Raw genomic sequence first — 23,510 nt, 5'->3', positions numbered from 1 at the left:
TGATCAGCGCTGGGGGCGCGGCATACCCAGACCGAACTGGGCAATCAGCTCGCGCTGGATCTCGTTGGTACCACCGCCGAAGGTATTAATGGGGGAGGAACGAATTTCGTACTCAAGCTCGCCCATCAGAAAGGCTGCGGCAGAACCACCACGCACCGTGGCGCTGCCGCCCACAATGTCCATCAGCTTGTGCAGCACTTCGACCATGCCTTCAGAGCCATAGACCTTGGTGGCAGATGCCAGACTCACGTCCATGGCACCGGCTTCCAGACTGGCCGCAATGCGGAAGTTGGTCAGGCGCATGGCTTCGATGCGGGCATAGCACTCGGCAAGGCCCTGGCGCACCCAGGCTTGATCGACGGCGCGGCGGCCATGCTCATCCTTGGCCTTGGCCCACTGCAGCACTTTGGTGAACGGCGCAAACACCTTGTCCGACCATGCCCCCAGACCCAGACGCTCGTGGTTGAGCTGAGCGGTAATCAGCTTCCAGCCGCCGTTGAGCTGACCAATCAGACGTGAGGCAGGCACTTCCACATTGTCGAAATAAGTGGCAGCTGTGAAGTTGCCCACGGTCTGAATCAGCGTGTGCGAGAAGCCCTTGGCCTTGGTATCCACCACCATGATGGAAATACCCTTGTGGCGCGCCAGCTCCTGATTGGTACGCGCAGCCAGCCACACATAGTCGGCAGACTCGATGCCCGAAGTCCAGAGCTTTTGACCATTGACCACAAAGTGGCCGGTGTTCAGATCGCCCTTGAGTTCGGCCTGGGTCTTGAGCATGGCCAGGTCAGAGCCCGCGCCCGCTTCAGAGTATCCAATGGCGAAGATAATGTCGCCGCTGGCCATGCCAGGCAGAAACTCCTTCTTCTGCGCTTCGGTGCCATGCTCCATGAGCGCAGGGCCCACGGTGCTGATGGTCACGAAAGGCAGAGGAGCGCCGGCAATATTGGCTTCTTCAAAGAAGATCAGCTGCTCGGTGGCCGACAGGCCCTGGCCGCCAAACTCCTTGGGCCAGCCAATGGCCAGCCAGCCGTCGCGCCCCATCTTGCGGATGATGTCGCGGTACTCGTCGCCACCTTCGGCACCGCGCATGCGGGCCTTGAGTTCAGGCGTCATCAGATTCTGAAAGTAGTCACGGCACTTCAGGCGAAGTGCGTGCTGCTCTGGGGTCAAATCAATGAACATGGTTTGCCCCTTTCAATCAAGCGCGGTCGCCCAGGATCAGGCCGCTGGTAGGCACGCCGGTACCGGCAGTCACCACCATGTTGTGCACGTCCTTGACCTGGTTCACCGATGTGCCACGAATCTGACGCACCGCTTCGGCAATACCGTTCATACCGTGGATATAGGCTTCACCCAGCTGACCGCCGTGGGTGTTGATGGGCAGAGAGCCACCGCGCGCATGTTCACCGGCACGGATGAAGTCCTTGGCTTCGCCGCGCTTGACGAAACCGAACTCTTCGAGCTGAGGTAACACAAAAGGCGAGAAGTGGTCGTACAGAACCGCGCTTTGCACATCCTGGGGAGTCAGCTTGGCCTGTTTCCACAGCTGATTGGCCACATGGCCCATTTCAGGCAGACCGGTGATGTCTTCGCGGTAGAACGAAGTCATGGACTGCTGGCCATCCGAGATACCTTGAGCGGCGGCCTTGATGAACACGGGCTTGGCCTTCAGGTCACGCGCACGGTCGCTGGAAGTGATGACCATGGCCACGGCACCGTCGGACTCCTGGCAGCAGTCCAGCAAGTGCAAAGGCTCGCAGATCCAGCGGCTGGCCTGGTGCTCTTCCAGCGTAATGGGCTTGCCGTAGAAGAAGGCATTCGGGTTGGTTGCGGCAAAGTCACGCACGGCCACGGCCACACGGCCAAAGTCTTCGCTAGTCGCGCCAAAGGCGTGCATATAGCGGCGGGCAAACATACCTACCCACGATGCAGGCGTGTGGAAACCATGGGGCATGTACCAGCCATAGTTCACGTTATCAAAGAAGGGCGAGCTACCAAAACCATAGCTTCCGGTGCCAAAGCGGTACCAGCTGCGCTCATTCATCGCGCGGTACACCACCACGGTCTTGGCAATGCCGGTAGCCACGGCCATGGCTGCATGCAGCACGGGGCCGCAGGCTGCGCCACCGCCGTGAGGCACTTGCGAGAAGAAGCTCACATTGCGCGCACCCAGCAGGCGGGCGATTTCGTACTCGGGAACCTTGTCCACGGAGTAAGAGGAAAAGCCGTCCACTTCCTTCGGGTCAATGCCCGCATCAGCCAGCGCAGCCAGCGTAGCTTCCATGGCCAGACGCAACTCGGTACGGCCGGAGTTCTTGGAAAATTCTGTAGCGCCAAGACCCGCAATGGCGGCGCGACCGGAAATATTCATATCGTTCACAGGAATGTCTCCGCTTCTTGTTTTAAGGCAGGGCCACTTGCACAGTGCCGCTGACGTGGGAGCCCATGGAGTTGGCGCCCTTCAATGTGATCTGCACGCTGCGCGTGGCATCGTTCTTCTCAGTCACGGAGCCGGTGAACTTCATGGTGTCGCCGGGGTAGTTGGGAGCGCCCAGACGAATCTTCAGATCCATCAGACGAGCCTCGGGGCCAGCCCAGGTTTCAACAAAGTTCTGCACCAGACCGTTGGTGGTCAGGATGTTCATGAAGATGTGGGGAGAGCCCAGCTCACGCGCAGCATCACGGTCATGGTGACCGGGGAAATAGTCACGCGTAGCAATGGCGCCGCCGGCAATCAGAGGCACGGTGATGGGCACGCTCAGGGACTGGAGTTCGTCGCCGACGTTGACCGATTCAAAGCGAGGTGTTTGGTTAGCCATGATGTGAGATTCCTTTAGCGGTCTTCGGGCAGGTCGTACTTCCAGCCGAGGTTGTCGTTGTCGGCCAGCCACTGGCCCAGCGCTTCGAGGTGGTAGCCTGCACCGCCAAATTCAGCGGCCAGTGCGCGGCACCAGAACAGGTAGCGGTGAATGTGATAGGTCACATCCACGCCCATGCCGCCATGCAGGTGCTGCGCCACTCGGCCAACCTTCAGGCCCAGTTCATTGGACTGGGCACGCACGGCATGCGCCTGCGGCACGCAGGGCAGAGCGGCATCCAGACGCCACAGCAGCTGCGACAAGGCGCTGCGCTGAGCCTGCATGAGGATGTAGCCGTCAGCCATCTGGCCTTGCGCCAGCTGGAAAGTGCCAATGGGGCGATCGAACTGCTTGCGCTCGCTCACATATTCCACGGTGCGGCGCAGCTGCTCCTGAGTCACGCCCTGCTGCAGGCTTGCCAGACTGGCAATGGTCTGCTCGCTGACCCAGTCCAGCGCACGGCCACCCAGCACGGCCAGCACAGGGGTGCTGGCAAAGCTGATGTCGGCCACTGCGCAGTAGTCCTGGCGCATGCCCTGCACACGGCTCACGCCCGGGGCTTGCAGATTCACCAGAACCAGCTTGCATTCACCGCTTTCGGTCGCTGCGGCAACCAGGGCCACATTGGCCTGCGCACCCAGTGCCACGGCGTTGAGCTTGCCGTTGAGCACATTGCCCTTGAAGAACAGATCGGGGCCACGGCTGGCCACCACGCTCTCCAGCGACAGTGCGATCAACTCGCCCGCCATGGCGGACTCGATCACGGAATCCACATCCTGACCAAACTTGACCAGAGCGGCCGTGGCCACTTGCTGCGGCCACAGCGGAACCTGCGCCAGCGCACGGCCTTGCTGCTCCAGCACGGCCATCAGTTCTGTGGCACCCAGTCCCAGGCCACCTGCAGACTCAGGCACCAGAATGCTGTGCAGGCCTGCAGACACGCATTGCTGCCACAGGTCTTCCATATAAGGACGGCCCGATGTGTCGTGCTCGCGCAGCTTGTCGTCCGTGCAGTAGTCGGCAAACAGGCTTTGCGCCATGTCGGCAAACGCCCGCTGATCTTCTGAGAGTTGAAAGTCCATGACTTGTCTCCTCGCGATCAGGCTACGGGACGGAACTGGGGCAGAGTCAGATCACCGTCAAAGGTGTTGAACTCCACTTGCACCTTCTGGCCAATCTTTACATCGCCGGGCTTGATGCCCACCAGTTGCGCAATCAGGCGCACGCCCTCTTCCAGCTCGATCAGGCCGATGGGGTTTGGATGGTCGAAAGGCGGCACTTCGGGGTAATGCATGACCACGAAGGAGTAAACCGTGCCCTTGCCACTGGCTTCGACCGTGTCCCAGTCAAACGAATGGCACTTGGGGCAGACAGGGCCTGGAGGGTGGTGCAGGTCGTTGCAGCTCTTGCAATGCTGAATCAGCAGCTTGCCCTGCTTGGCACCTTCCCAGAAGAAGCGGTTGTCATCGCTCACACCGGGCGCTGGGCGCTTGGGCTTGGGAGCCGCAGCTTCGGCAGCCGCAGGAGCGGGCGTGTGCACATGGGCAGGGCGGAACTTGAAGACGCGGAACATCAGCTGGCCGACCTTCTCGTCTGCGCCATTGCTGGCGGCCTTGGAGAAGTAGTCCATGATCAGCGTGACAAAGTAGCCCGTACCCAGACCGGTAGTCTTTTGCTCGCTGATGCTGTCCAGACGCGTGGTGTAGTACAGGTCTTCGCCTTCGACCACATCGCGATCGAAAGTCAGCTCGGAGTTCACCGCCACGGTGGACGGAAAGTCATGCGCTTCGATCAGCTTCAGGACTTCATAGGGGTTCTCCGTGGTGGAGCCAGGCGGGTAGTTGTTCTGTACAGGGCCTTCCATGCACCAGACCTGCAGCATGGCGGGAGGAGCAATGACCTTGCCTTCCTTGTTGGTCTTCACGGCCACGCCCATCAACTCGCACCACTGACGAATCATGGCGCTGTTGACCTTGTCCCAGGCGAGAACACGCCCGTACTGCTTGCCCACAAATGCGCGGGCTTCTGCCATCCAGTCTTGATCAGTCAAGATTGTCTCCTTTGAAATTCAGTGATTTTTTTGTACGGAATCCGAGTTCGAAGCACTCAGAAACGCAGGACGTTCACCACCGCCATGCAGCAGCAAATTGGTTCCGCTCATATAGGAAGCGTTCTTGGACGCCACATAGAGGCAGGCATTGGCAATGTCTTGCGGCTCGGCCAGTCGGCCTGCTGGAATGGTTTGCGCCACCGAGGCAATACCGGCCTCGTCGCCAAAGTGCAGGTGCGACTGCTCAGTGCGCACCAGACCGGGGCTCACGGCCACCACGCGCACCTTGGGCGCCCACTCCACAGCCAGCGAGCTGACCAGACTCAGCACCGCCGCCTTGGCCGCGCCGTAGGCAGCGGTTCCGGGCGAAGGGCGCAGTGCGCTGATACTGCCGATGCAGACGATCACGCCGCCGCTGTCTTGCTGCTGCATCACGGCGTTGGCCGCCTGCGATGCATGCAGAGTCGAGAAAAGATTCAGACGCAGCACGCTTTCGTGAAAGCGTGGCGATACTGTTGCAGCGTCCACATTGGGCGCGCCGCCAGCGTTGTTGATGAGTACGTCCAGATGACCGTGACGGCGCTGCACCTCATCGACCAGCTCCTTGACCGCAGCGGCTTCGCGCACATCGCAGGCAATGAAGTCGGCCGTGCGGCCAGCGGCTGCCGGCAGCTCTTCAGGCTGCTGACGACCACAGACCACCACCGTGGCACCCGCGGCCAAAAAGGCCTGCGCAATGCCCTTGCCGATGCCCTTGGTGCCACCGGTCACCAGAACCACTTGTTTTTGAAAGTCGGTATTCGTATCCATGGTTGCCAATTTAGGTTTCGGCAACCACTGCAGATACGTCCAAAAGGACGATGTAGCTCAACCCTGCGAGGCCGACCATCGACCCCGTTCAAACCCTTGGAAAGCCTTATGTCAGCATCGCCTACTGCTATTGAAAACACGAGCACCTCGCAGCAGGAGCTACTGGTTCAACGCGAAGAGAACGGTGTGGTCATCGTGCAGCTCAACCGCCCTCAGGCCACCAATGCCCTGAGCCTGTCGCTGCAGGCAGCGCTGTCGCAAACGTTCCAGCAACTAGGCAGCGACAACAGCGTGCGATGCATTGTGCTGACGGGCGGAGAGAAGGTTTTCGCTGCTGGGGGCGACATCAAGAGCATGGATTCCTGCGGCCCCATCGAGATCATGAAGCGCCACACCGAGCGCGTGTGGGCGCCCATTGAAAAGTGCCCCAAGCCCATCATTGCCGCCGTTTGCGGCTATGCATTTGGCGGTGGTGCAGAGCTGGCCATGCACTGCGACATCATCATTGCAGGCAAGGGAGCCAGCTTTGCCCAGCCTGAAATTCGCATCGGCATCATGCCCGGCATTGGGGGCACCCAGCGCCTGGTGCGCGCCGTGGGCAAGTTCCAGGCCATGCGCATTTTGCTGACCGGCAAACCTGTTAGCGCCGAAGAGGCTTATGCAATGGGTCTGGTCAGCCTAGTCTGCGAGGACGATCAGGTAATCCCTGAGGCGATGAAAATGGCAAAACTGATCGCCCACATGCCGCCGCTGGCCGTGGAGCAGATCAAGGAAGTGGTGATTGCGGGCATGGATGCATCGCTGGACGCCGCCCTGATGCTGGAGCGCAAGGCCAACCAGATTCTGTTTGCCACCCGCGATCAGAAGGAAGGCATGAACGCCTTTATCGAAAAGCGGCCTGCAGTGTTCAAGGGCGAATAAGCCAGCGGATGAGGACAAATTCCTCATCCACAAGTGCTTCGAATCGCTATCAAAATGAAAGCTTCTTGCGCTTGATATTCATGGACTTCAGATCGAAAACCATCTGAAATCCCTTGAAATTTAGCGCAAGCGGCTTTGTATTCAGAAGCGGGCACTAACCGCCTGCTTTCGGCACGGCATGGATTCAGGCCTGGTGAATATTCGCCGGACCAAACAGCGCACGCATGCTGATGACCTTGCCAGCTTCGTTGAAGCGGAAGTGATCGATAGGCGAAATGACAGACTTGCGGCCCTGATAATCAAAGCCCACGGTAAAAGCAAACGCCGCTTCATTGGCCACGGCACGCACCTCACCAGTCAGCGCCACTTCCAGCTTCAGCTTGAGCGAGTTGGCATAGAAAGCACGAATCGCCTCAATGCCGCGCTGCGGCTCTGAACCCACTGGGTCCTCCACCGTCGCGTCATCGGCATACAGGGCAACAATGCCCTCCAGGTCACCCTCGTTCAGTGCAGCCACGTAGCGCTGCACCACCTCCGTCATATGTTCCGTGGTGTTCATCTCAAACTCCATTTGCATTGAGCTTGGCCTGGCGCACACAACTTGAAGTGGCATGCACCAAGAGCGAGACGGCCAGCAAGGGCCGCCCCGCAGCAAAGGCCGTCGTCCCCCTCAGGGGTAAGCCGCAGGGCCGCCTAGGCGCAACGGCTCAGGGGGATCAGAAGCTAGTTGGACGCATCAACGCATCAATACCGCCATCAATCACGATCTGCGCGCCATGCACATAGCTGGCTGCGGGGCTCATGAGGAAAGCGATGACGGAAGCCATCTCCGAAGGCTCGGCACGGCGGCCCAGCGGGGGAAGGAACTTGGCAATGGATTCGCTGTACTGAGGATCCTTCAAACCAGCCTGCAGCAGCGGGGTATCTGTCGCACCGGGGGCGATGGTGTTCAGGCGCACGCCTGCCTTGCCCCAGGCGTTCACGCGCTTGCGCACGGCGACAGTGAGTGCATTCTTGCTGCCAGCGTAAGCCAGGTTGCCGCCCTGCTCGCCTGCACCATCCACAATCGCGCCAGCCTTGGCTTCGTCCCCTGCCTCAAAAGCAGCAGCCAGAGGGTTCTTTTCCCAGGCCAGGTGGGCAGATGCCACCGAAGAAATCACCACTGCAGCAGGCTGATGCCCCTTTTCAAGCACGGGCAAAAAGGCGTCCAGCAGCTCTACCGCGCCGAAGTAATTGACCGAAGTCACCTTGCTCGAAGGCTTGACCTGCACGCCCAGACCTGCGCACAGCACTACGCCGTCGATGGAGCCTGCGCACTTTTCCAGCGTATCTGCAATGGCCTTCTTACGACCATCCGCCGTGGAAAGGTCAGCAATCACTTCTGCGTCGCGGATGTCAATGCCGACGATTTTGTGGCCAGCGGCCTCCAGTTGCTTGCGGGTGGCAGCGCCGATACCTGTTGCGCAGCCGCTCATCACGATAGTAGACATGTCTCTCTTCCTTTTTTGCGTGGTTGTGATGGCGCACATCAAAGCCCATCGCGAAAGCGCAGACTACATGCAAACGGACGATGTGATTCCCCTAAGGAAAAATTACTGTGGCCATTCCTACACTGGCGCAGCTATTTGCTTGTGAGGAATTTTTAGCCATGTACCCCCATCTTTTTCAGCCCATCACCATTGGTCATCTCACCCTGAAGAATCGCATTCTGATGGGCTCCATGCATACAGGGCTGGAGGATCAGGATCGTGGCTTTGAAAAGCTGGCCGTGTTCTATGCAGAACGGGCACGCGAAGGGCTGCAGCTCATCGTTACCGGCGGCTTTGGCGTCAATGAATATGCGCTGGGCATGCCCGAGCATGCACAGTTCTCCACCCTGTGCACGCCCGAGCAGGCGCAAAGACACCGCCTGATTACCGATGCCGTTCACGCCGAAGGCAGCCACATCCTCATGCAGGTGCTGCATGTGGGCCGCTATGACCATGGCAGTGGCGGCGTATCTGCCAGCAGTGTGGAGTCCAAGCTCAGCAACCGCAGCTCTCGGGAGCTGAGCCAGCAGCAGATCGAGCAAATCATTGCCGACTATGTGCGCTGCGCCACCCTGGCCCGCGACGCGGGCTACGACGGCGTGGAAATCATGGGGGGCGAGGGTTATCTGATTAACCAGTTCCTGGCGCCCCTGACCAATCTGCGCATGGATGAATGGGGTGGTGACGCCTCGGGCCGCAGCCGCTTTGCCCTTCGCATCGTCAAAGGCATACGCGCCGCCATCCCCGAGGATTTCATCATCAGCTTTCGCCTGTCGCTAATGGATCTGGTCGAACATGGCAGCCACTGGCGCGAAGTGATGGACCTGGCCCACCAGCTTGAAGCTGCGGGGGTGAACCTCTTTAACACCAGCGTTGGCTGGCATGAGGCACGCATCCCCACCGTCGCCATGGTGGTGCCACGCGCCGCTTTCAGTTGGGCTGCCGAGCAGCTCAAGCAAGTGGTCAACGTGCCCGTGGTAGCCAGCAACCGCATCAACACCCCGGAAGTGGCCGATGACCTGATTGCCATGGGCCACGCCGACATGGTGGCCATGGCCCGCCCGTTTCTGGCCGACCCTGCCTTTGTGCGCAAGGCCCAGACCGGTCAGAGCGCTGCCATCAACACCTGCATTGCCTGCAACCAGGCCTGTCTGGACCGCATCTTTACCCGCCAGCAAGTCAGCTGCCTGGTCAACCCCCGCGCCTGCCGTGAATGGGAATGGCCGCAGGAAAAGGCCGCCACCAGCCGCAAGATTGCCGTGCTTGGCGCAGGCCCAGCAGGTCTGGCCTGCGCCCGCGAAGCCGCCGAGCGCGGCCACAAGGTCACGCTGTTCGAGCCCAGCATCCGCATTGGCGGCCAGTTCTTTCTGGCGCAGAAAGTGCCCGGCAAGGAAGAGCTGGGCGAGACCCTGCGCTACTTCGAGCACGAAATCCAGCGCCTGGGCGTTGAGTTGCGCCTGAACACCACCCCCAAGCTGGAAGACCTGCAAGGCTACGACCATGTGGTGGTTGCCACCGGCGTGGTGCCAAGGCGCAGCGGCATTGCGGGCGAGAACAATTCCAAAGTGGTGGACTACACCGAAGCGCTGCGTAGCCCCCGTTTCATGGGCGAGCGCGTAGCCATTGTGGGCGCTGGCCCCCTGGGCTTTGACGTGGCCGAAATGCTGGCCCACAGCAGGACTGACGACGGCAGCATCGCCGCCTTTGACCGCGAATGGGGTGTGGACCCCAAGCGCGAGATGCGCGGCGGTATCAAGCCCGTGGAAAAAAGCCAGTCACCTCGCCAGATCTGGCTGCTTCAGCGCAGCAAATCACCCGTGGGCAGCGGCCTGCCCACGACGACAGGCTGGATTCGCCGCACGCGCCTGAAGAACAAAAGCACGCGCATGTTCAACGACGTGGAATATGTGCAGATCGACGATAACGGGCTGAACCTGCGCATTCGCGGCGAACAGCGCAATCTGAGCGTGGACACCATCGTGGTCTGCGCCGGGCAGGAAGCCCACAATCCGTGGTCCGCCAAATTACAGACTATCGGCATTGCGCACACCGTCATCGGTGGTGCCCGCGATGCCCGCAAGATTGATGCTGCACGAGCCATCGAAGAAGGGGCCGAACTCGGCCGACAACTCTAGACAGAGGAGACAAAACCCAAAATGAGCAATCCCCACGCATCCCTGCTGCAAACGGGCCGAATTGGCACCATGGAGCTGAAGAACCGTATCGTCATGGCCCCCATGGGCGAGAACTACGGCGGCACGGACGGTATCTGCGGCGAACGCGCCCAGACCTACTATGCGGAGCGCGCCAAGGGCGGCACCGGCCTCATCATCATGGGCACGGCTGCCATCTCCTGGCCCACAGGCACCTCCGAGCCGCACCAGCTGGGCATCTCCAACGACGACTTCATCCCCGGTCTGGCCGAAGTCACGCGCCGCGTGCACGCCCATGGTGGCAAGGTTGCGATCCAGATCAACCACAGCGGCAAGGTTGCAGCCAATGACCGCACCCATGGCCGCGAGATGTGGGTCTCCTCCATCCCTCCTGACGGCCCCGTGGCAGAAGCCATGCGCACCGTCACGCCCAAGGAGTTCTCCACCTTCGTTGGCATCGGCCCCTACCCTGACCGCTACCGCGTGATGGACAAGGCCGATATCGCCCAGATGGTGGAATGGTTTGCTGCCGCTGCCCTGCGCGCCAAGCAGGCCAACTTTGATGCGGTAGAAGTGCATTGCGCACACAACTACATGATTGCGAACTTCCTCTCGCCCTTCTTCAACAGCCGTACCGACGAATACGGCGGCAGCTATGAAAACCGCAGCCGTCTGCTGCGCGAAGTGCTGACCGAAGTGCGCAAGCGCGTGGGCCCCGAATTCCCCATCTGGGTGCGTGTGGACTCCGAGGAAATGCACACCCCCGGCGGCATTACCATGGATGAAGCGCTCAAGACGGCCAAGCTCTGCGAAGAGCTGGGTGTGGACGCCATCAGCGTCTCGGCCTATGCGCGCCTGCCCACCGGCTCCGCCTTTACCGATGCGCCTATTCCGCAAAAGCAAAACGCTTACCGCGACTTTGCCAAGCAGTTCAAGAAGGCCGTGAACATCCCCATCATCTCGGCGGGCCGCTGGGAGCTGGACGATGCTGCCAACGCCATCAGCAACAACGAGATCGACTTTGTGGCCATGGGCCGCAAGCTGCTGGCCGAGCCCGAAATGGCCAACAAGCTGCAGGCCAATGCCGCACCATCCGTGCGCCCCTGCATCTATTGCTACGCCTGCGTCAGCGAGATCTTTATCAACAAGGGCATCAAGTGCGCGGTCAACGCCCAGACCGGCCACGAGGCCGAGCGCGCCATCACCTTTGCCGAAAAGCCCAAGCATGTGCTGATCGTCGGTGGTGGCCCTTCCGGCATGGAAGCCGCCCGTGTGGCTGCCCTGCGCGGCCACCGCGTCACGCTGGCCGAGCGCAGTGACCGCCTGGGCGGCACCCTTTTCTTTGCCGCCCTCGCCTACCCGGAAAACGGCCGCCTGCTGGACTATCTGGTCAAGCAAATGGATCACCCCAACATCCAGGTGCGCTTCAACACCACCGTGGATGCCAAGCTGATCAACGAGCTGCAGCCCGACGAAATTCTGGTGGGCACCGGCGCCAAGCGCGCCGCACCCGCCATTGAAGGCGCGGACCAAAGCCATGTGTGGAGCGGTGATGAACTGCGCCGCCTGATGACAGGTGACCGCGCCGACGAAATTGCCAAGGCCAAGCTGAGTCTGACCGAGCGCGCCCTGTTCAAGGCCGGCGGCATGCTCAAGGTCACCGACAGCACGGCAGCGATTCAGAACCTGTCCAAGCTGTGGATGCCACTGGGCAAGAAGGTCGTCATCATCGGCGCTGGTCTGGTGGGTCTGGAGCTGGCCGAGTTCCTGCTGGACCGTGGCCGCGAAGTCACGGTGCTGGACCCCGGTACCCACCCCGGCACCGAACTGGCCATCGTGCGCCGCTGGCGCGTCTATGACGCCGTCAAGGCCCACGGCAAGCTGCTGATGCAGTCCAACGTCACCCGAATCGAGCGCAAGGAAGTCGTCTGGACCGACAAGTCGGGTGCCGAGCAGCGCTGCGCCGCAGACTCCGTCGTGCTGGCCATTGGCGCCGAGGCGGACTCCACCGTGGCAGACCAGTTGCAAGCCATCACGCAGATTCCCCTGCGCCGCATCGGCGACTGCAGCGACCTGGGCTATATCGAAGGCGCCATGCACTCGGGTCACGCCGCTGGCCGCAGCCTCTAAACTACGCTTTTAATAGCTAAAACCGCTTGCAGCGCTTGTGCTGCAGGCGGTTTTTTATTGATTTTTGAGATTAAAAGAGACGCAAGAATAGCGACTGGAGCTGATGTGGCTACGACTGATACCTGCCAGGAGTAGTCGCTGTGAGAAAGAAATTCAGGTGTCCCGGCCTAGTGACCTCCGAAAGCATCAGCAGCGCAAGTGCTCATCAATACAGACGATGCGAAACGGATTGACCGACCTACGCTGTGCTTGGGCCCAAATCAAGGACTCAGTACGCATAACTTCCTAATCGGAGACAAGAATGACGCTGCAGGACATCTCGGACAAGTTTGAAATCAATGAACTTTTGGCGCGGTACTGCCACGCTTTAGACCAACAGAACTGGGAAGCCTTTCAGGCCATTTTTTTGGCTGATGCGATTTTGGATTTCACGGCCTTTGGAGGACCGAAAGGCTCTCCCGGTGAACTGCAGGAATTTTTCACACCAATCCTGAGTAATCTTGCCTCTACTCAACACACAGTCTCAACTATCAAAATTGACTTGGCAGGAGACAACGCTACAGCACGGTCTGCAGCGATTGTTCCAATGACCGCCAAAACACCCGAAGGTAAGGAATCAACCTTTGTAAGTGGCCTTTGGTATGAGGACAGTCTAGTGCGAACTTCTGACGGCTGGAAGATAAAAACTCGGACTCAGGTTCGGAGTTGGACCGCCAGCATCGCTTGATGCAATAAATTCAAGTGAATTTTCGCTTTGGGTCAGCAACTACCACACCTACTTGCCAGCATCCACCAAGATCAATCATCGCAATAGAAAAAAGGGAGCCAAGGCTCCCTTTCTTTCTGGTGATGGTCAGTCCCGTTTGATCTCGTCGATCAAACTCAGAAGTTGGGGGCTTCCACGCCGCCGTCCACACCCAGCACCTTGCCGGTGACCCAGCTGGCTGCGGGGCTGGCCAGGAACAGAGCGGCCTGCGCAATATCTTCAGGCTGGCCCAGGCGCGCCATGGGCGTGGTGGCTTCCATGCGGCTCTTGCGCTCGGGGGTGAGGAAGGGGGCCAGTGCATCGGTCATGATGGTGCCGGGCTCGATGGCGTTGATACGCACCTTGGGGCCAAAGTCCTGCGCCAGGCAGCGTGTCATCTGGTTCAGGGCCGCCTTGGCCGCACCATAGGCGCTGAAGTACTTTTGTGAATAGCGCGCAGCCGTGGACGAGATATTGACCACAGAACCACCACCAGCCGCTTCCATCGCTGCTGCAGCCTTCTGAATCAGCGCATATGCGGGCACCACGTTGAAGGCCAGCATATCGCCAATGGCCTTGCCGCTGACCTTGCGCGGGTCGTTAGGACCGCCACCGCCCACGTTGTTGACCAGCACGGTGATCTTGCCCAGCTCGGCCACGGTGCGGTCGATCAGGGTCTGCAGATCTTCATCCTTGTTCACATCACCGGGCACGATGATGGCGCGGCGGCCCAGGGCTTCGATCTCGGCCTGCACAGCTTTCAAATCAGCTTCGGTACGCGCAAACAGTGCTACATCGGCACCGGCCTTGGCCAGCGTCACTGCACATGCGCGGCCAATGCCTTTGCCAGCGCCGGTCACGGCAGCCACTTGCCCTTCCAGCGAAAACTGGCGAAAAATTTCGTTCATGTCTCTTCCTCAATTAGCGTTCTAACCCAGCCATACTCTGCAAGAGCTGCTTTTAAAACATCCGCCAAACGGACCATGGGACAAGCCCCATGGTCATGCCCAAGCGCTTACGTCAGTACGCAAGACTGCGATCAAGCACAGTTCAACCGAGGGACAGCAAGCAAGCGCCGCCGCGCAGCGAAGCTGTCGTCCCCCTCAGGGGGAAGCCGCAAAGCGGCTCAGGGGGTAACTTATGGAGTTACAGCTGCATCCAGCATCGCGGCGAATTGCGGGTTGTAAGGCGGCAGCATGCCCCACTCACGGCGTGGATCGTGGTTGCCCGCCTTGTAGACCGAACGGGCGTGGCTGAATTCCAGGAAGCCTTCACGGCCGTGGTAGTGGCCCATGCCCGATGCGCCTACGCCGCCAAACGGCGCATCTTCCAGCGCGGGGTGCATGACCACATCGTTGATGGAGACACCGCCAGACAAGGTGTTGTCCAGCACCCAATTCTGCTCCGCCTCATCGCTGCCAAAGTAGTACAGCGCCAGCGGGCGTTCACCCGCATTGATGGCAGCCACGGCTTCGCGAATGTTCTGGAAGCTGCGCAGCACCACAGCCGGGCCAAAGATTTCGTGCTGGGAAATTTCAGCCTCTGCCGGTGGGTTGATGACCAGCGCCAGCGGCAGGCGGCGGTCCACACCCGCATCGGCAGCGCCCACTTCCACGACCTTCACGCCGCGCTGTTTTGCGTCCTGCACATAGGCGCTGACGCGGGCGTGGTGGCGCTCGTTCACCACAGGTGTCATATCGGCATTGCCGGTCACCGAGGGGTACAGACCCTGATACTGCGCCGCAATACCATCCACCAGCGCCTGCAGGCGCGACTCGTGCACCCAGATCACATCGGGCGAGACGCAGAGCTGACCAGAGTTCAGCGACTTGCCCACGGCAATGCGCTCGGCCACATTGGCGATGTCTGCAGAATCGCCCACCAGCACGGGGGACTTGCCGCCCAGCTCCAGCGTCACAGGCACCAGATTCTTGGAAGCGGCCGCCATGATGAGCTTGCCCACGCTGGTGGAGCCCGTAAAGACCAGATGGTTCCAGGGCTGCTCGGAGAACGCAGCGGCCACTTCCGGGCCACCTTGCACTACCGCCAGCACCTGTGGATCGAAGCGTTTGGCCACGGCATCCGCCAGCACCTGTGCGGTGCGAGGCGCAATTTCGGAAGGCTTGAGCACGGCGCGATTACCCGCGGCAAACGCGCAGGCCAGCGGCGACAGCAGTGTGAACAGCGGTGCATTCCAGGTTCCGATGATGCCGATCACGCCCTTGGGCTGGTACTTCACCCAGGCCGAAGCACCAAACATGTCAAAGGGCTTGACAGTGGGGCGCACGGAATCACCCAGCCATTCATTGACATGGTCGCGTGCGTGCTTGAGCGAGGACAGCGAGCCGATGATGTCATTGGCCAGCGAGAACACAGCGGGGCGGCCACCAAAGTCTTCACCCATGGCCTGGCACAGGGCATCCTTGTTTTCCACCAGCAGATCAATCACTTGCTGAATACGCTGCACGCGCACTTCGGCGCTGACGGGGCCTTCCTGAATAAAGGCCTGCTTTTGCATTTCCAGCAGTTGGTGAATGCCGATGGATGGTTGGGATGTGGTCACGTTCTGTCTCCTTGTCTTTTATGGATGCGGAGCTTACATGCTCAGCCCTCAGGATTACCCGGTCTTCGTCCAAAAAGACGATGGCATAACCCTGAGTGCCTCGCACGATGCAGCGCATGCACACCCCTCAAACACCGCCCCCCACCGTTAACTGGCGCACACACCTGAGTCTGGCCCTGTTAGCGCTCGTCTATATTTTTTCCTTTATTGACCGACAGGTGCTGTCGATTCTGCTGGAGCCCATCAAGCAGGAATTCGGCGCCAGCGATACACAGATGGGTCTGCTCACCGGCCTTGCGTTTGGCCTGATCTATGCGCTGCTGGGCATTCCCGTGGGGCGTCTTGCCGATACAAAGAACCGCCGCAATATCGTGGCGCTGTGCTGCGGCATCTGGAGCCTGGCGACGGCCGCCTGTGGCTTTGCCACGCAGTACTGGCACATGCTTGCCGCCCGCATGAGCGTGGCCGTGGGCGAAGCCGGTGGCATGGCACCGTCCATCTCCATCGTGTCGGACTCCTACCCTCCCAAGATGCGCTCTTTTGCCATCAGCCTGTTCATGATGGGCCCCAACCTGGGCACCTTGCTGGGTCTGGTCATCGGGGGCATGGTGGCGCAGTACTACGGTTGGCGCTCGGTGTTTCTGGCCTTTGGCATTCCGGGCGTGATTCTGGCGGTGCTGGTTTACCTCTTTGTCAAAGAGCCTGTGCGCGGAGCCTATGAAGCACCGCGCCCTGCGGCAGCGGCCAAGGAAGCACGCGAGCCCATGCTCAAGCAGGTCGGTCGCCTGATGGGCATGAAGCCACTGCGCTACATCTGCCTGGCCTGCGGCATGGCCGGGGTGGCCGGTTATGGCTACGGCGTCTGGGCACCCAGCTTCTTCATTCGCATTCATGGCATGAGCATCTCCCACGCAGGTCTGGTGTTTGGCGTGGCCAGTGGCTCAGGTGCGGTTCTGGGTGCCATGTTCTGCGGCTGGCTTTCTGACAAGCTCACGCAGCGTGATGCTCGCTGGCAACTGCGCCTGGGCGCCATCGGCACGCTGTGCGCCGTGCCTGCCGGTCTGGCAGTGTTCTTCTGGCCTGTGTCAGACTTCTGGATGCTGGGCAGCATCAAGGTTCCCTTCGCCATGCTCTTCGCCATGATTTTTGGCTTCTTTGGCGCCTGGTTTGCCACACTCTCATACAGTGCCGTCAGCCAGATGGTCAACGCCAATGAACGCAGCGTGGCAGCGGCCCTGCTCAACCTGTTCATCACCTTGCTGGGCGTGGGCGCTGGACCGCTGGTCACTGGCATTCTTTCAGACTATTTCGCCAAGACTCATGGCACAGACGGCTTGCGCTGGGCGCTGTCCGGTGTGACTTGCATGTTCCTGTTCACGGTGCTGTTTTTTGTGCTGGCTATCAACCCCTACAAGCAACGCCTGCAGCAGATGAAGAGTGCCTGAGCAAGGCAGCCATAAGAATTTCCCGGAGACTTTCATGACCCAACCCGTCGTCCTCATTACCGGTGCCAGCCGCGGCATCGGTGCCGCCACCGCCGTTTTCTTTGCCAGCAAGGGCTGGCGCGTCGCCATCACTGCCCGCACGCTGACCGAAGGCGCCCAGCTGGAAAACCAGCTGCGCCTGCCCAATGGCCAGTTGCTGTCCGGCAGCCTGCAATCCACCGCAGATGCCATCGAAGCCGCTGGCGGCGAAGTGTTCTCGCACGTCATGGACCTGATGGACCTGAGCAGCCTGGACCGCGCCGCAGATGCTGTGCTGCAGCGCTTTGGCCGGGTTGATCTGCTGATCAACAACGCCGTCTATCAAAACCGTGAAATCAACGATTTGATTCCCGCCATTAGCACCGAGTCGCTGCAGCGCTCCATGCTGGGCAATGTGATTGCCCCCTTCCATCTGGCGCAGCGCCTGCTGCCCACCATGGCCGCACAGGGCAGCGGCCGCATCATCAATGTGTGCTCGGCTGCGGGTCAGTACAACCCGCCCGTGCCGGCAGACAAGGGCGGCTGGGGTTTTGCCTATGGCGCAAGCAAGGCCGCCATTGCGCGTCTGGCGGGTTGCATCAATACCGAATACAAGCAGCAAAACGTGCGCTCCTTCAGCGTCAACCCCGGCGTGGTGACGACCGAAGCCGTCAAGGCCACACTCGGTGACGATGGCGTGCTGGCCCAGCGCTATGGCGCATCCACCCCCGAGGAAATTGCCGCTGCGCTGTTCTGGCTGGGTACGGAGGAAGACGCTCTGCCGCTGGCCAAGGCATACACCATGATCGATCTGCAGCCTCTGTACAAGGAGCGCGTTGCCGCTGCCGCAACTGCAGCCTGAGCACGCACTCACACTCAAACTAGTGCAAACCCTGAGCAGTTTGCGCAAGATCAAAGCCGCGCTTTCACTCGTCCAAACAGAGTATGCGCGGCGCCTGGCCTTGCCAGAAGATTCATGGGTCCAAAACTAAATACGGAGACCCCAGAAATGGCAACCACGAAGGATTACCGCCTCGGTGAATTTACCTACCCCCGTGGCTGGTTCATGATTTCCGAAGCCAAGGCGCTCGACACCCACAAGCCCGTGGCTGTGCGCTTTTTCGGCCAGGATTTTGCGCTGTACCGTGGCCGCGAAAGCGGCAAGGTGATTCTGCTGGACGCGTACTGCCCCCACATGAAGACCCACCTGGCAGCGCCCAACACCACCAGCTATGTGGTGATCGACGGCGGTGGCAGCAACGTGGAAGGCGACGGCATTCGCTGCCCTTATCACGGCTGGCGCTTCGGCTCGGACGGCAAGTGCGACAACATTCCCTACCACGACGGCCCCATCCCCGCGGCTGCCGCAGTCAAGAGCTGGAAGGTCGTTGAAAACTACGGCGCCATCTGGGTCTGGTTCGATCCCGAAGGCGGTGAGCCCGACTACGATCTGCCCACCTTTGGCGACTGGACGGACGAAACCTTTGTCAACGGCGACTGGGACTACCTGGGCGAATTGAGCCAGCATCCCATGGAAGTGGTGGACAACATTGCCGACTACGGTCACCTGAGCCCCATCCACGGCTCCACCGTGGCGCGCTTCGAGAACGAATTCAAGGGCCATAACGCCATTCAGCGCCAGTGCGGCGGCCACCGCACACTGGTGGGCGAAGGCGGCGCAAGCTCTGACCTGCACACCGACACCTGGTACCACGGCCCCGGCATTCTGGTCTCCAAGGTCAGCGGCATGTTCAACTCGTTCATGATGATCATGCACACCCCCATTGAGGACGGCAAGATCAAGGTCTGGCACAACCTGCTGGTCAAGACCGCCCACGGCGGCCTGCCCGGCAAGGCCGATGTGGTCGCAGCCAAGCAATTCCAGGAAGCCAGCCGCCTGGCCTTTGCACAGGACTTCGAAGTCTGGTCGCAAAAGGCTGCTTGCCTGAACCCGCTGTTCATCCCCAGCGACGGCGCCTTCCTCAAGGCCCGTATCTGGTACAAGCAGTTCTACAACCCTCGCGCCAAGGCTTCCGAGTATCTGGAGCAGTGCGAAGGCAAGTACATCCCCAAGGGCATGGTGGCCTACACCCAGGAGCCCGAGGAAGCGACTGCCTGATCGCCTGATCCTCAGCCCTCACCGGTTGAGGATCAGCAAAAAGGCCCATGGTCATCCATGGGCCTTTTTTTATGGCGACTGTGCAATGGCAATTCATAAAAAAATAGCTGCCAGCGCTTGTCATATTTGACCTTCAATAAGTTTATTCATTGAAGTCCATTGATGACATACGCTGGCAGCTATCTTTTTTGAAGTTCTCCCTCAGCTCTCAGGGCCTGCTGTGCGTCACCTCGGTCAGCATCCACACGGCATCTCCCCAGCCATATTCGCCCATGCTCCCGGCTGTGTTCAGGTTCTGCACTGCCTGGCGTGCCTGCTGCAGCGAATCAAACCACCACTCCACGATATAGCGATAGCCATAGCCCACAGGCGGCGCCTCATCCACGGTGTTGCAGACAATGCGGGATGCACTCGACAGCCCCGGTGCACGCCATGCATCAGGGCAATTGCTAAGGCGCTCGCTGGCAGGCTTCCATTCATCGCTGCGCTGAAAAAAGCCAATCAGCAGCACCTGCCCGTTTTGCGGCAGGGCCTCTGGCGCCAGGCTGTCATGCAGCACCTGCTGGCGACACAGCAGGGAAAAATTGCGCACATAGTCGGCAAACACACGCGGTTCATCGGGGCGCATCACTGCCAGAGTTTCGGGGTCGCTCCAGATGACCGAGCCCGCCTCGCGGTCTGCCAGCACCATGAGATTGACGCCGTCATAGTCCTGACTCAAGGGTGCTGTAGCCTCCATCAACTGGCGCGAGCATTGCGCCACTGCCCTGACCCGCTGGCCCACGTTCTTGCATTGGCGGCCCAAGGCCGAATGCTCACGCCAGGCCTGCGGAAACTCTTCGGCGGCCAGCGCGGGGTTGCGTCGCGCCAGATAAATCATCTTCCACACTTCAGTCATTTTTTCTTGCATCACGGTTGAATTCAGGCTGGCACCGCTGCTGGTGGATGAGCGCGGCCGTAGGCAGTGGGATAGAACTCCAGCGCGCGCATGAAGGCCCACAGCCCCGGCAGCAGCATGCACATCATGGCCACCAGCGCGTAGCGCAGCCCCTGGCCCTGGGTGACCGCATTGAGCACATCGCTGAGCCAGCCGGCCACAATCGGCCCCACGCCATTGCCCAGCAGCGCGCCCGCCATCAGAACCATGGCACTAGCCGTGGCGCGACGCTGCGCGGGAACAACCAGACTCAGCGCCGCATAAGTGGCTGGCGCCCACCAGGCGGTAAAGAACGAATAGACCAGCATGCAGGCCAGCGAGACCTCAAACAGGCTGTCAGAGATCAGCAGATACGTCAGGCCAAACACCACGGCCAGCGCCACGCCAATGACCGGAATGCGAATCTGCCAGCGCACATCCTTCTTGGCCATGCGATCCGTCAGCCAGCCCGAGAACAGACTACCCGAAACCGAGAGAAATGCCGCCACCGCCGACAGGCCACCGGCCTGCTTCAGGCTCAGATCAAAACGCCGGGCCAGCAAGGCCACGTTCCACGCACCAATCGACAAGCCCGCTATCAAAGCGCAAGCGGCTCCCATAATCAGAAAGCGGGTTACAGGCTCATTCCATATCAAAGCCACGGCAGACTGGCGGGCTGCAGGCGCACTCGCCTGATCGGCTGGTGCCGCTGCCTGTATCAGCACCCGGGCTGGCTCCTGAATGGTCAGACGCAGCACCAGAGACAGCAGCACAATGGCCACGCCAATGATGAGCATGCTCGCCCGCCAGCCCCACCACTGCGCAAACATGGGGCCCAGCAGCAGCGCCAGCAAAGCGCCAATGGCACTGCCCACACCAAACACACTCATGGCGCGCGAGCGCTCGGTCGGCGCATACAGATCGGCAAGAATGGACATGGAAGCAGCCCCGCCACCCGCATCGCCCAGCGCCGCACCAGCGCGCGATGCCGTGAGCCCACCGGCGCCGCTGGACAGCGCACCCGCCGCCGCAATGCAGCCCCCCACACCGCGGCACCAGGCGATGATGGAGCGACGTTCATGCTTGTCCGCCAGGCGCCCCAGCGGAATGCCCAGCGCACCAAAAGTTAGCGCAAAGCCAAGGCCGGTAATCAACCCGATCTGCAGATCGGAAAAGCCAAATTCCTGCTTGATGGGCTGCAGCAGCACCGCAAGAATCTGCCGGTCCATGAACGTGAGGGCAGACAAGGCTGTCAGCAGAATCAGCACATAGAGCCGGGAGCGGGTATCGGGGTTTGTCTCTGTCATTGTTCTTTGATGTTGTGATCTGCAGGAGCGCGCAGACTGTGCAAATGCAGGCAGTCTCTCTCACCACATCCTCGGGAGGGTGCACTGCTTTCACATCGTCTCAATGGACGATTCCATTACCCTGTTGGCACAGCGGCCCTTGCCCCTCCTAATGTCTTGCAGCACAAAGACTCGCAGCACAGAACAAGGAGACATGATGTCGCAGCTAGATGTACTGATCCGCAATGGCCAGCTGGTGGATGGAACGGGAGCCCCCGCCTACGTGGCCGATATAGCGATCAAAGACGGGCGTATTGCCGCCATAGGCAGTGACCTGGAAACAAGCCTTGGCGGCGCCTGCCAGACCATTGATGCCGCAGGTTTGATCGTCACCCCCGGCTTTGTCGATGTGCACACGCACTTTGACGGGCAGGCCACCTGGGATGAACGCCTGTGGCCCACCTCGCAGCAAGGCGTGACCACCGCCGTCATGGGCAATTGCGGCGTGGGCTTTGCCCCCTGCCGCCCCGAAGACCGCAACACCCTGATTGCACTGATGGAGGGCGTGGAAGACATTCCCGACACCGCCTTGCACGAAGGCCTGCCCTGGACCTGGGAGAGCTTTCCGCAGTATCTGCAGGCACTGTCCGAGCGCCGCTATGACATCGACATCGCAGCCCTGCTGCCCCACGGCCCGTTGCGCGTTTATGCCATGGGCGAGCGCGCTGTGCGGCGCGAGCAGGCCACCGAGCAGGACCTGCAAGCCATGCAGGAGCTGGTGCGCCAGGGGCTGGAAGCCGGTGCGGTGGGGCTGTCCACCTCGCGCACCATGGCGCATCGCAGCAAGTCCGGCGACTTCACGCCGATGTACCAGGCCGTGAGCGAAGAGCTGCTTGCGCTGGGGCTGTCGCTCAAGAACTACCCGAACAGCGTCTTTCAGATGATTTCGGACTTTGACCATACCGAGGACGAATTCAATATCCTGCGCCGCGTCAGCCAGGATACGGGCTGCGCCAGCACACTGACCGTGCTGCAGTACCTGCACCGCCCGCAGTTGCACCGCGAGCTGCTGGGGCACATCGAGCAGGCCAACGCGCAGGGCCAGCGCATCATGGGCCAGGTGCTCAACCGCCCTGTTGGCGTACTCATGGGCTTTGAATGCAGCCTCAACCCGTTTTCCTGCAAGCCCAGCTATGAGGCACTGGCGCATCTGCCACCCGCAGAGCGCATCGCCGCGCTGGCCCAGCCCGCCACGCGCAGCGCCATTCTGAGCGAGAAGGACGGCAAGCCGCATCTCTTCATGGAGTACTTTGGCCAGAACTTTGCCGCCATGTACCCCTGGATAGACGAGCAGCCCAACTACCTGCCCCAGCCCTGTGATTCCCTTCAAGCCATGGCAGATGCCGCAGGCGTGCCGCCGCTGGAGTGGATGTACGACTTCATGCTGGGCCAGGGTGGCCAGGCGCTGGTATATCTGCCCATGGCCAACTATCTGGGCAACGACAGCACCGCCCTGCACGAGCTGCTGCGCCACCCGCACACCGTTCCCGCGCTGGGAGATGGCGGCGCCCATGTGGGCACCATCTGCGACGGCAGTGCCACCACCTTTTTGCTGACCGAATGGGTGCGCGACAGAGGCGCTTTCACCATGGAGGCCGCTGTGCAGCTGCTGACGCAGCGCCCCGCGTCGCTCTACGGCTTTCATGACCGGGGTGTTCTGGAAGTGGGCAAGCTGGCCGATATCAACATCATCGACCTTGCGCAGCTGAAAATTCTGCCGCCCCACATCGTCAGAGACCTGCCAGCAGGCGGCAAGCGCTTTCTGCAAGGTGCTGAAGGCTATCGCTACACGCTCAAATCAGGCCAGATCACCTATCAGGACGGGCGTTCCACAGACGCGCTGCCCGGTCGACTGGTTCGCCGCCATCAGGCCTGACAGTCCCATTTGATGCGGTTTCGCCAGG

General features: G+C 60.6%; 20 protein-coding genes. 8 read left to right on the top strand and 12 right to left on the bottom strand.

The genetic code is table 11. The annotated features are described in order from the left end of the window. Positions 1-3: 3 nt before the first annotated feature. Genes JDW18_RS07180 through JDW18_RS07155 form a run of 6 tightly spaced genes read right to left on the bottom strand, consistent with a single transcriptional unit; the run spans position 4 to position 5,721 of the window. Positions 4-1,185: an acyl-CoA dehydrogenase family protein gene (locus tag JDW18_RS07180; protein WP_218242991.1), complete on the bottom strand. Its 1,182-nt coding sequence runs from the start codon at positions 1,183-1,185 to the stop codon at positions 4-6. Between the two features lie 16 nt (positions 1,186-1,201). Then, a complete protein-coding gene (locus tag JDW18_RS07175) occupies positions 1,202-2,374 on the bottom strand; it encodes a lipid-transfer protein (RefSeq protein WP_218243798.1) in 1,173 nt (390 codons plus the stop codon). Positions 2,375-2,405: 31 nt separating this feature from the next. After that, positions 2,406-2,822 (bottom strand): MaoC family dehydratase, encoded by a 417-nt coding sequence (locus JDW18_RS07170; protein WP_218242990.1) that lies wholly within the window; start codon positions 2,820-2,822, stop codon positions 2,406-2,408. 14 nt (positions 2,823-2,836) lie between these two features. Then, a complete protein-coding gene (locus JDW18_RS07165) occupies positions 2,837-3,943 on the bottom strand; it encodes an acyl-CoA dehydrogenase family protein (protein ID WP_218242989.1) in 1,107 nt (368 codons plus the stop codon). Between the two features lie 17 nt (positions 3,944-3,960). Next, positions 3,961-4,911, bottom strand: coding sequence for a Zn-ribbon domain-containing OB-fold protein (locus JDW18_RS07160; protein WP_218242988.1), 951 nt, complete (start codon positions 4,909-4,911; stop codon positions 3,961-3,963). A gap of 18 nt (positions 4,912-4,929) precedes the next feature. Then, positions 4,930-5,721, bottom strand: coding sequence for an SDR family oxidoreductase (locus JDW18_RS07155; RefSeq protein WP_218242987.1), 792 nt, complete (start codon positions 5,719-5,721; stop codon positions 4,930-4,932). A 108-nt stretch (positions 5,722-5,829) separates the two neighbouring features. Here JDW18_RS07155 and JDW18_RS07150 point away from each other — a divergent pair, with 108 nt between their 5' ends. Beyond that, on the top strand, positions 5,830-6,642 hold the full coding sequence (locus JDW18_RS07150) for an enoyl-CoA hydratase (RefSeq protein ID WP_218242986.1): 813 nt from the start codon (positions 5,830-5,832) through the stop codon (positions 6,640-6,642). Between the two features lie 184 nt (positions 6,643-6,826). Here JDW18_RS07150 and JDW18_RS07145 read toward each other — a convergent pair whose 3' ends face one another. Next, complete coding sequence (locus JDW18_RS07145) at positions 6,827-7,201, bottom strand: steroid Delta-isomerase (protein WP_218242985.1); 375 nt, start codon at positions 7,199-7,201, stop codon at positions 6,827-6,829. Positions 7,202-7,358: 157 nt separating this feature from the next. Beyond that, the gene (locus JDW18_RS07140) at positions 7,359-8,132 is read right to left on the bottom strand and encodes an SDR family oxidoreductase (protein ID WP_218242984.1); all 774 of its coding nucleotides are present in this window, start codon (positions 8,130-8,132) and stop codon (positions 7,359-7,361) included. A 158-nt stretch (positions 8,133-8,290) separates the two neighbouring features. Here JDW18_RS07140 and JDW18_RS07135 point away from each other — a divergent pair, with 158 nt between their 5' ends. The 3 genes from JDW18_RS07135 to JDW18_RS07125 all read left to right on the top strand — a co-directional run bounded on the left by JDW18_RS07135 (position 8,291) and on the right by JDW18_RS07125 (position 13,181). After that, complete coding sequence (locus JDW18_RS07135; RefSeq protein ID WP_218242983.1) at positions 8,291-10,306, top strand: NADPH-dependent 2,4-dienoyl-CoA reductase; 2,016 nt, start codon at positions 8,291-8,293, stop codon at positions 10,304-10,306. Positions 10,307-10,327: 21 nt separating this feature from the next. Next, the gene (locus JDW18_RS07130; RefSeq protein WP_218242982.1) at positions 10,328-12,454 is read left to right on the top strand and encodes an NAD(P)/FAD-dependent oxidoreductase; all 2,127 of its coding nucleotides are present in this window, start codon (positions 10,328-10,330) and stop codon (positions 12,452-12,454) included. A 301-nt stretch (positions 12,455-12,755) separates the two neighbouring features. Continuing rightward, positions 12,756-13,181 carry a nuclear transport factor 2 family protein gene (locus JDW18_RS07125; RefSeq protein WP_218242981.1) on the top strand — a complete coding sequence of 142 codons (426 nt, stop codon included), beginning with the start codon at positions 12,756-12,758 and terminating at the stop codon, positions 13,179-13,181. A gap of 155 nt (positions 13,182-13,336) precedes the next feature. On the opposite strand, the gene JDW18_RS07120 is transcribed toward JDW18_RS07125, so the two are convergent. Both JDW18_RS07120 and JDW18_RS07115 read right to left on the bottom strand, forming a co-directional pair. After that, positions 13,337-14,107: a glucose 1-dehydrogenase gene (locus JDW18_RS07120; protein WP_218242980.1), complete on the bottom strand. Its 771-nt coding sequence runs from the start codon at positions 14,105-14,107 to the stop codon at positions 13,337-13,339. A 230-nt stretch (positions 14,108-14,337) separates the two neighbouring features. Then, positions 14,338-15,762: a coniferyl aldehyde dehydrogenase gene (locus tag JDW18_RS07115; protein ID WP_218242979.1), complete on the bottom strand. Its 1,425-nt coding sequence runs from the start codon at positions 15,760-15,762 to the stop codon at positions 14,338-14,340. A 116-nt stretch (positions 15,763-15,878) separates the two neighbouring features. On the opposite strand from JDW18_RS07115, the gene JDW18_RS07110 reads away from it, so the two are divergent. From JDW18_RS07110 to JDW18_RS07100, 3 genes are all read left to right on the top strand, one after another. After that, entirely contained in the window at positions 15,879-17,207 is a 1,329-nt protein-coding gene (locus tag JDW18_RS07110) for a spinster family MFS transporter (RefSeq protein ID WP_246610313.1), read from the top strand. 34 nt (positions 17,208-17,241) lie between these two features. Then, positions 17,242-18,087, top strand: coding sequence for an SDR family NAD(P)-dependent oxidoreductase (locus JDW18_RS07105; RefSeq protein ID WP_218242977.1), 846 nt, complete (start codon positions 17,242-17,244; stop codon positions 18,085-18,087). Positions 18,088-18,234: 147 nt separating this feature from the next. After that, positions 18,235-19,344, top strand: coding sequence for an aromatic ring-hydroxylating dioxygenase subunit alpha (locus tag JDW18_RS07100; protein WP_218242976.1), 1,110 nt, complete (start codon positions 18,235-18,237; stop codon positions 19,342-19,344). Positions 19,345-19,552: 208 nt separating this feature from the next. Here the strand turns inward: JDW18_RS07100 and JDW18_RS07095 are convergent, their stop codons facing one another. Both JDW18_RS07095 and JDW18_RS07090 read right to left on the bottom strand, forming a co-directional pair. After that, positions 19,553-20,242: an EthD domain-containing protein gene (locus tag JDW18_RS07095; protein WP_246610311.1), complete on the bottom strand. Its 690-nt coding sequence runs from the start codon at positions 20,240-20,242 to the stop codon at positions 19,553-19,555. A 23-nt stretch (positions 20,243-20,265) separates the two neighbouring features. Beyond that, a complete protein-coding gene (locus JDW18_RS07090) occupies positions 20,266-21,567 on the bottom strand; it encodes an MFS transporter (protein WP_218242975.1) in 1,302 nt (433 codons plus the stop codon). 193 nt (positions 21,568-21,760) lie between these two features. Here JDW18_RS07090 and JDW18_RS07085 point away from each other — a divergent pair, with 193 nt between their 5' ends. Further along, on the top strand, positions 21,761-23,482 hold the full coding sequence (locus tag JDW18_RS07085; protein ID WP_246610309.1) for an N-acyl-D-amino-acid deacylase family protein: 1,722 nt from the start codon (positions 21,761-21,763) through the stop codon (positions 23,480-23,482). Positions 23,483-23,510: the final 28 nt, after the last annotated feature.

This window comes from Comamonas fluminis, assembly GCF_019186805.1.
GTDB lineage: Bacteria > Pseudomonadota > Gammaproteobacteria > Burkholderiales > Burkholderiaceae_C > Comamonas > Comamonas fluminis.
The sequence above is the reverse complement of the archived record's forward strand: the minus strand, read 5'-3'. Positions and strand labels throughout refer to the sequence as shown.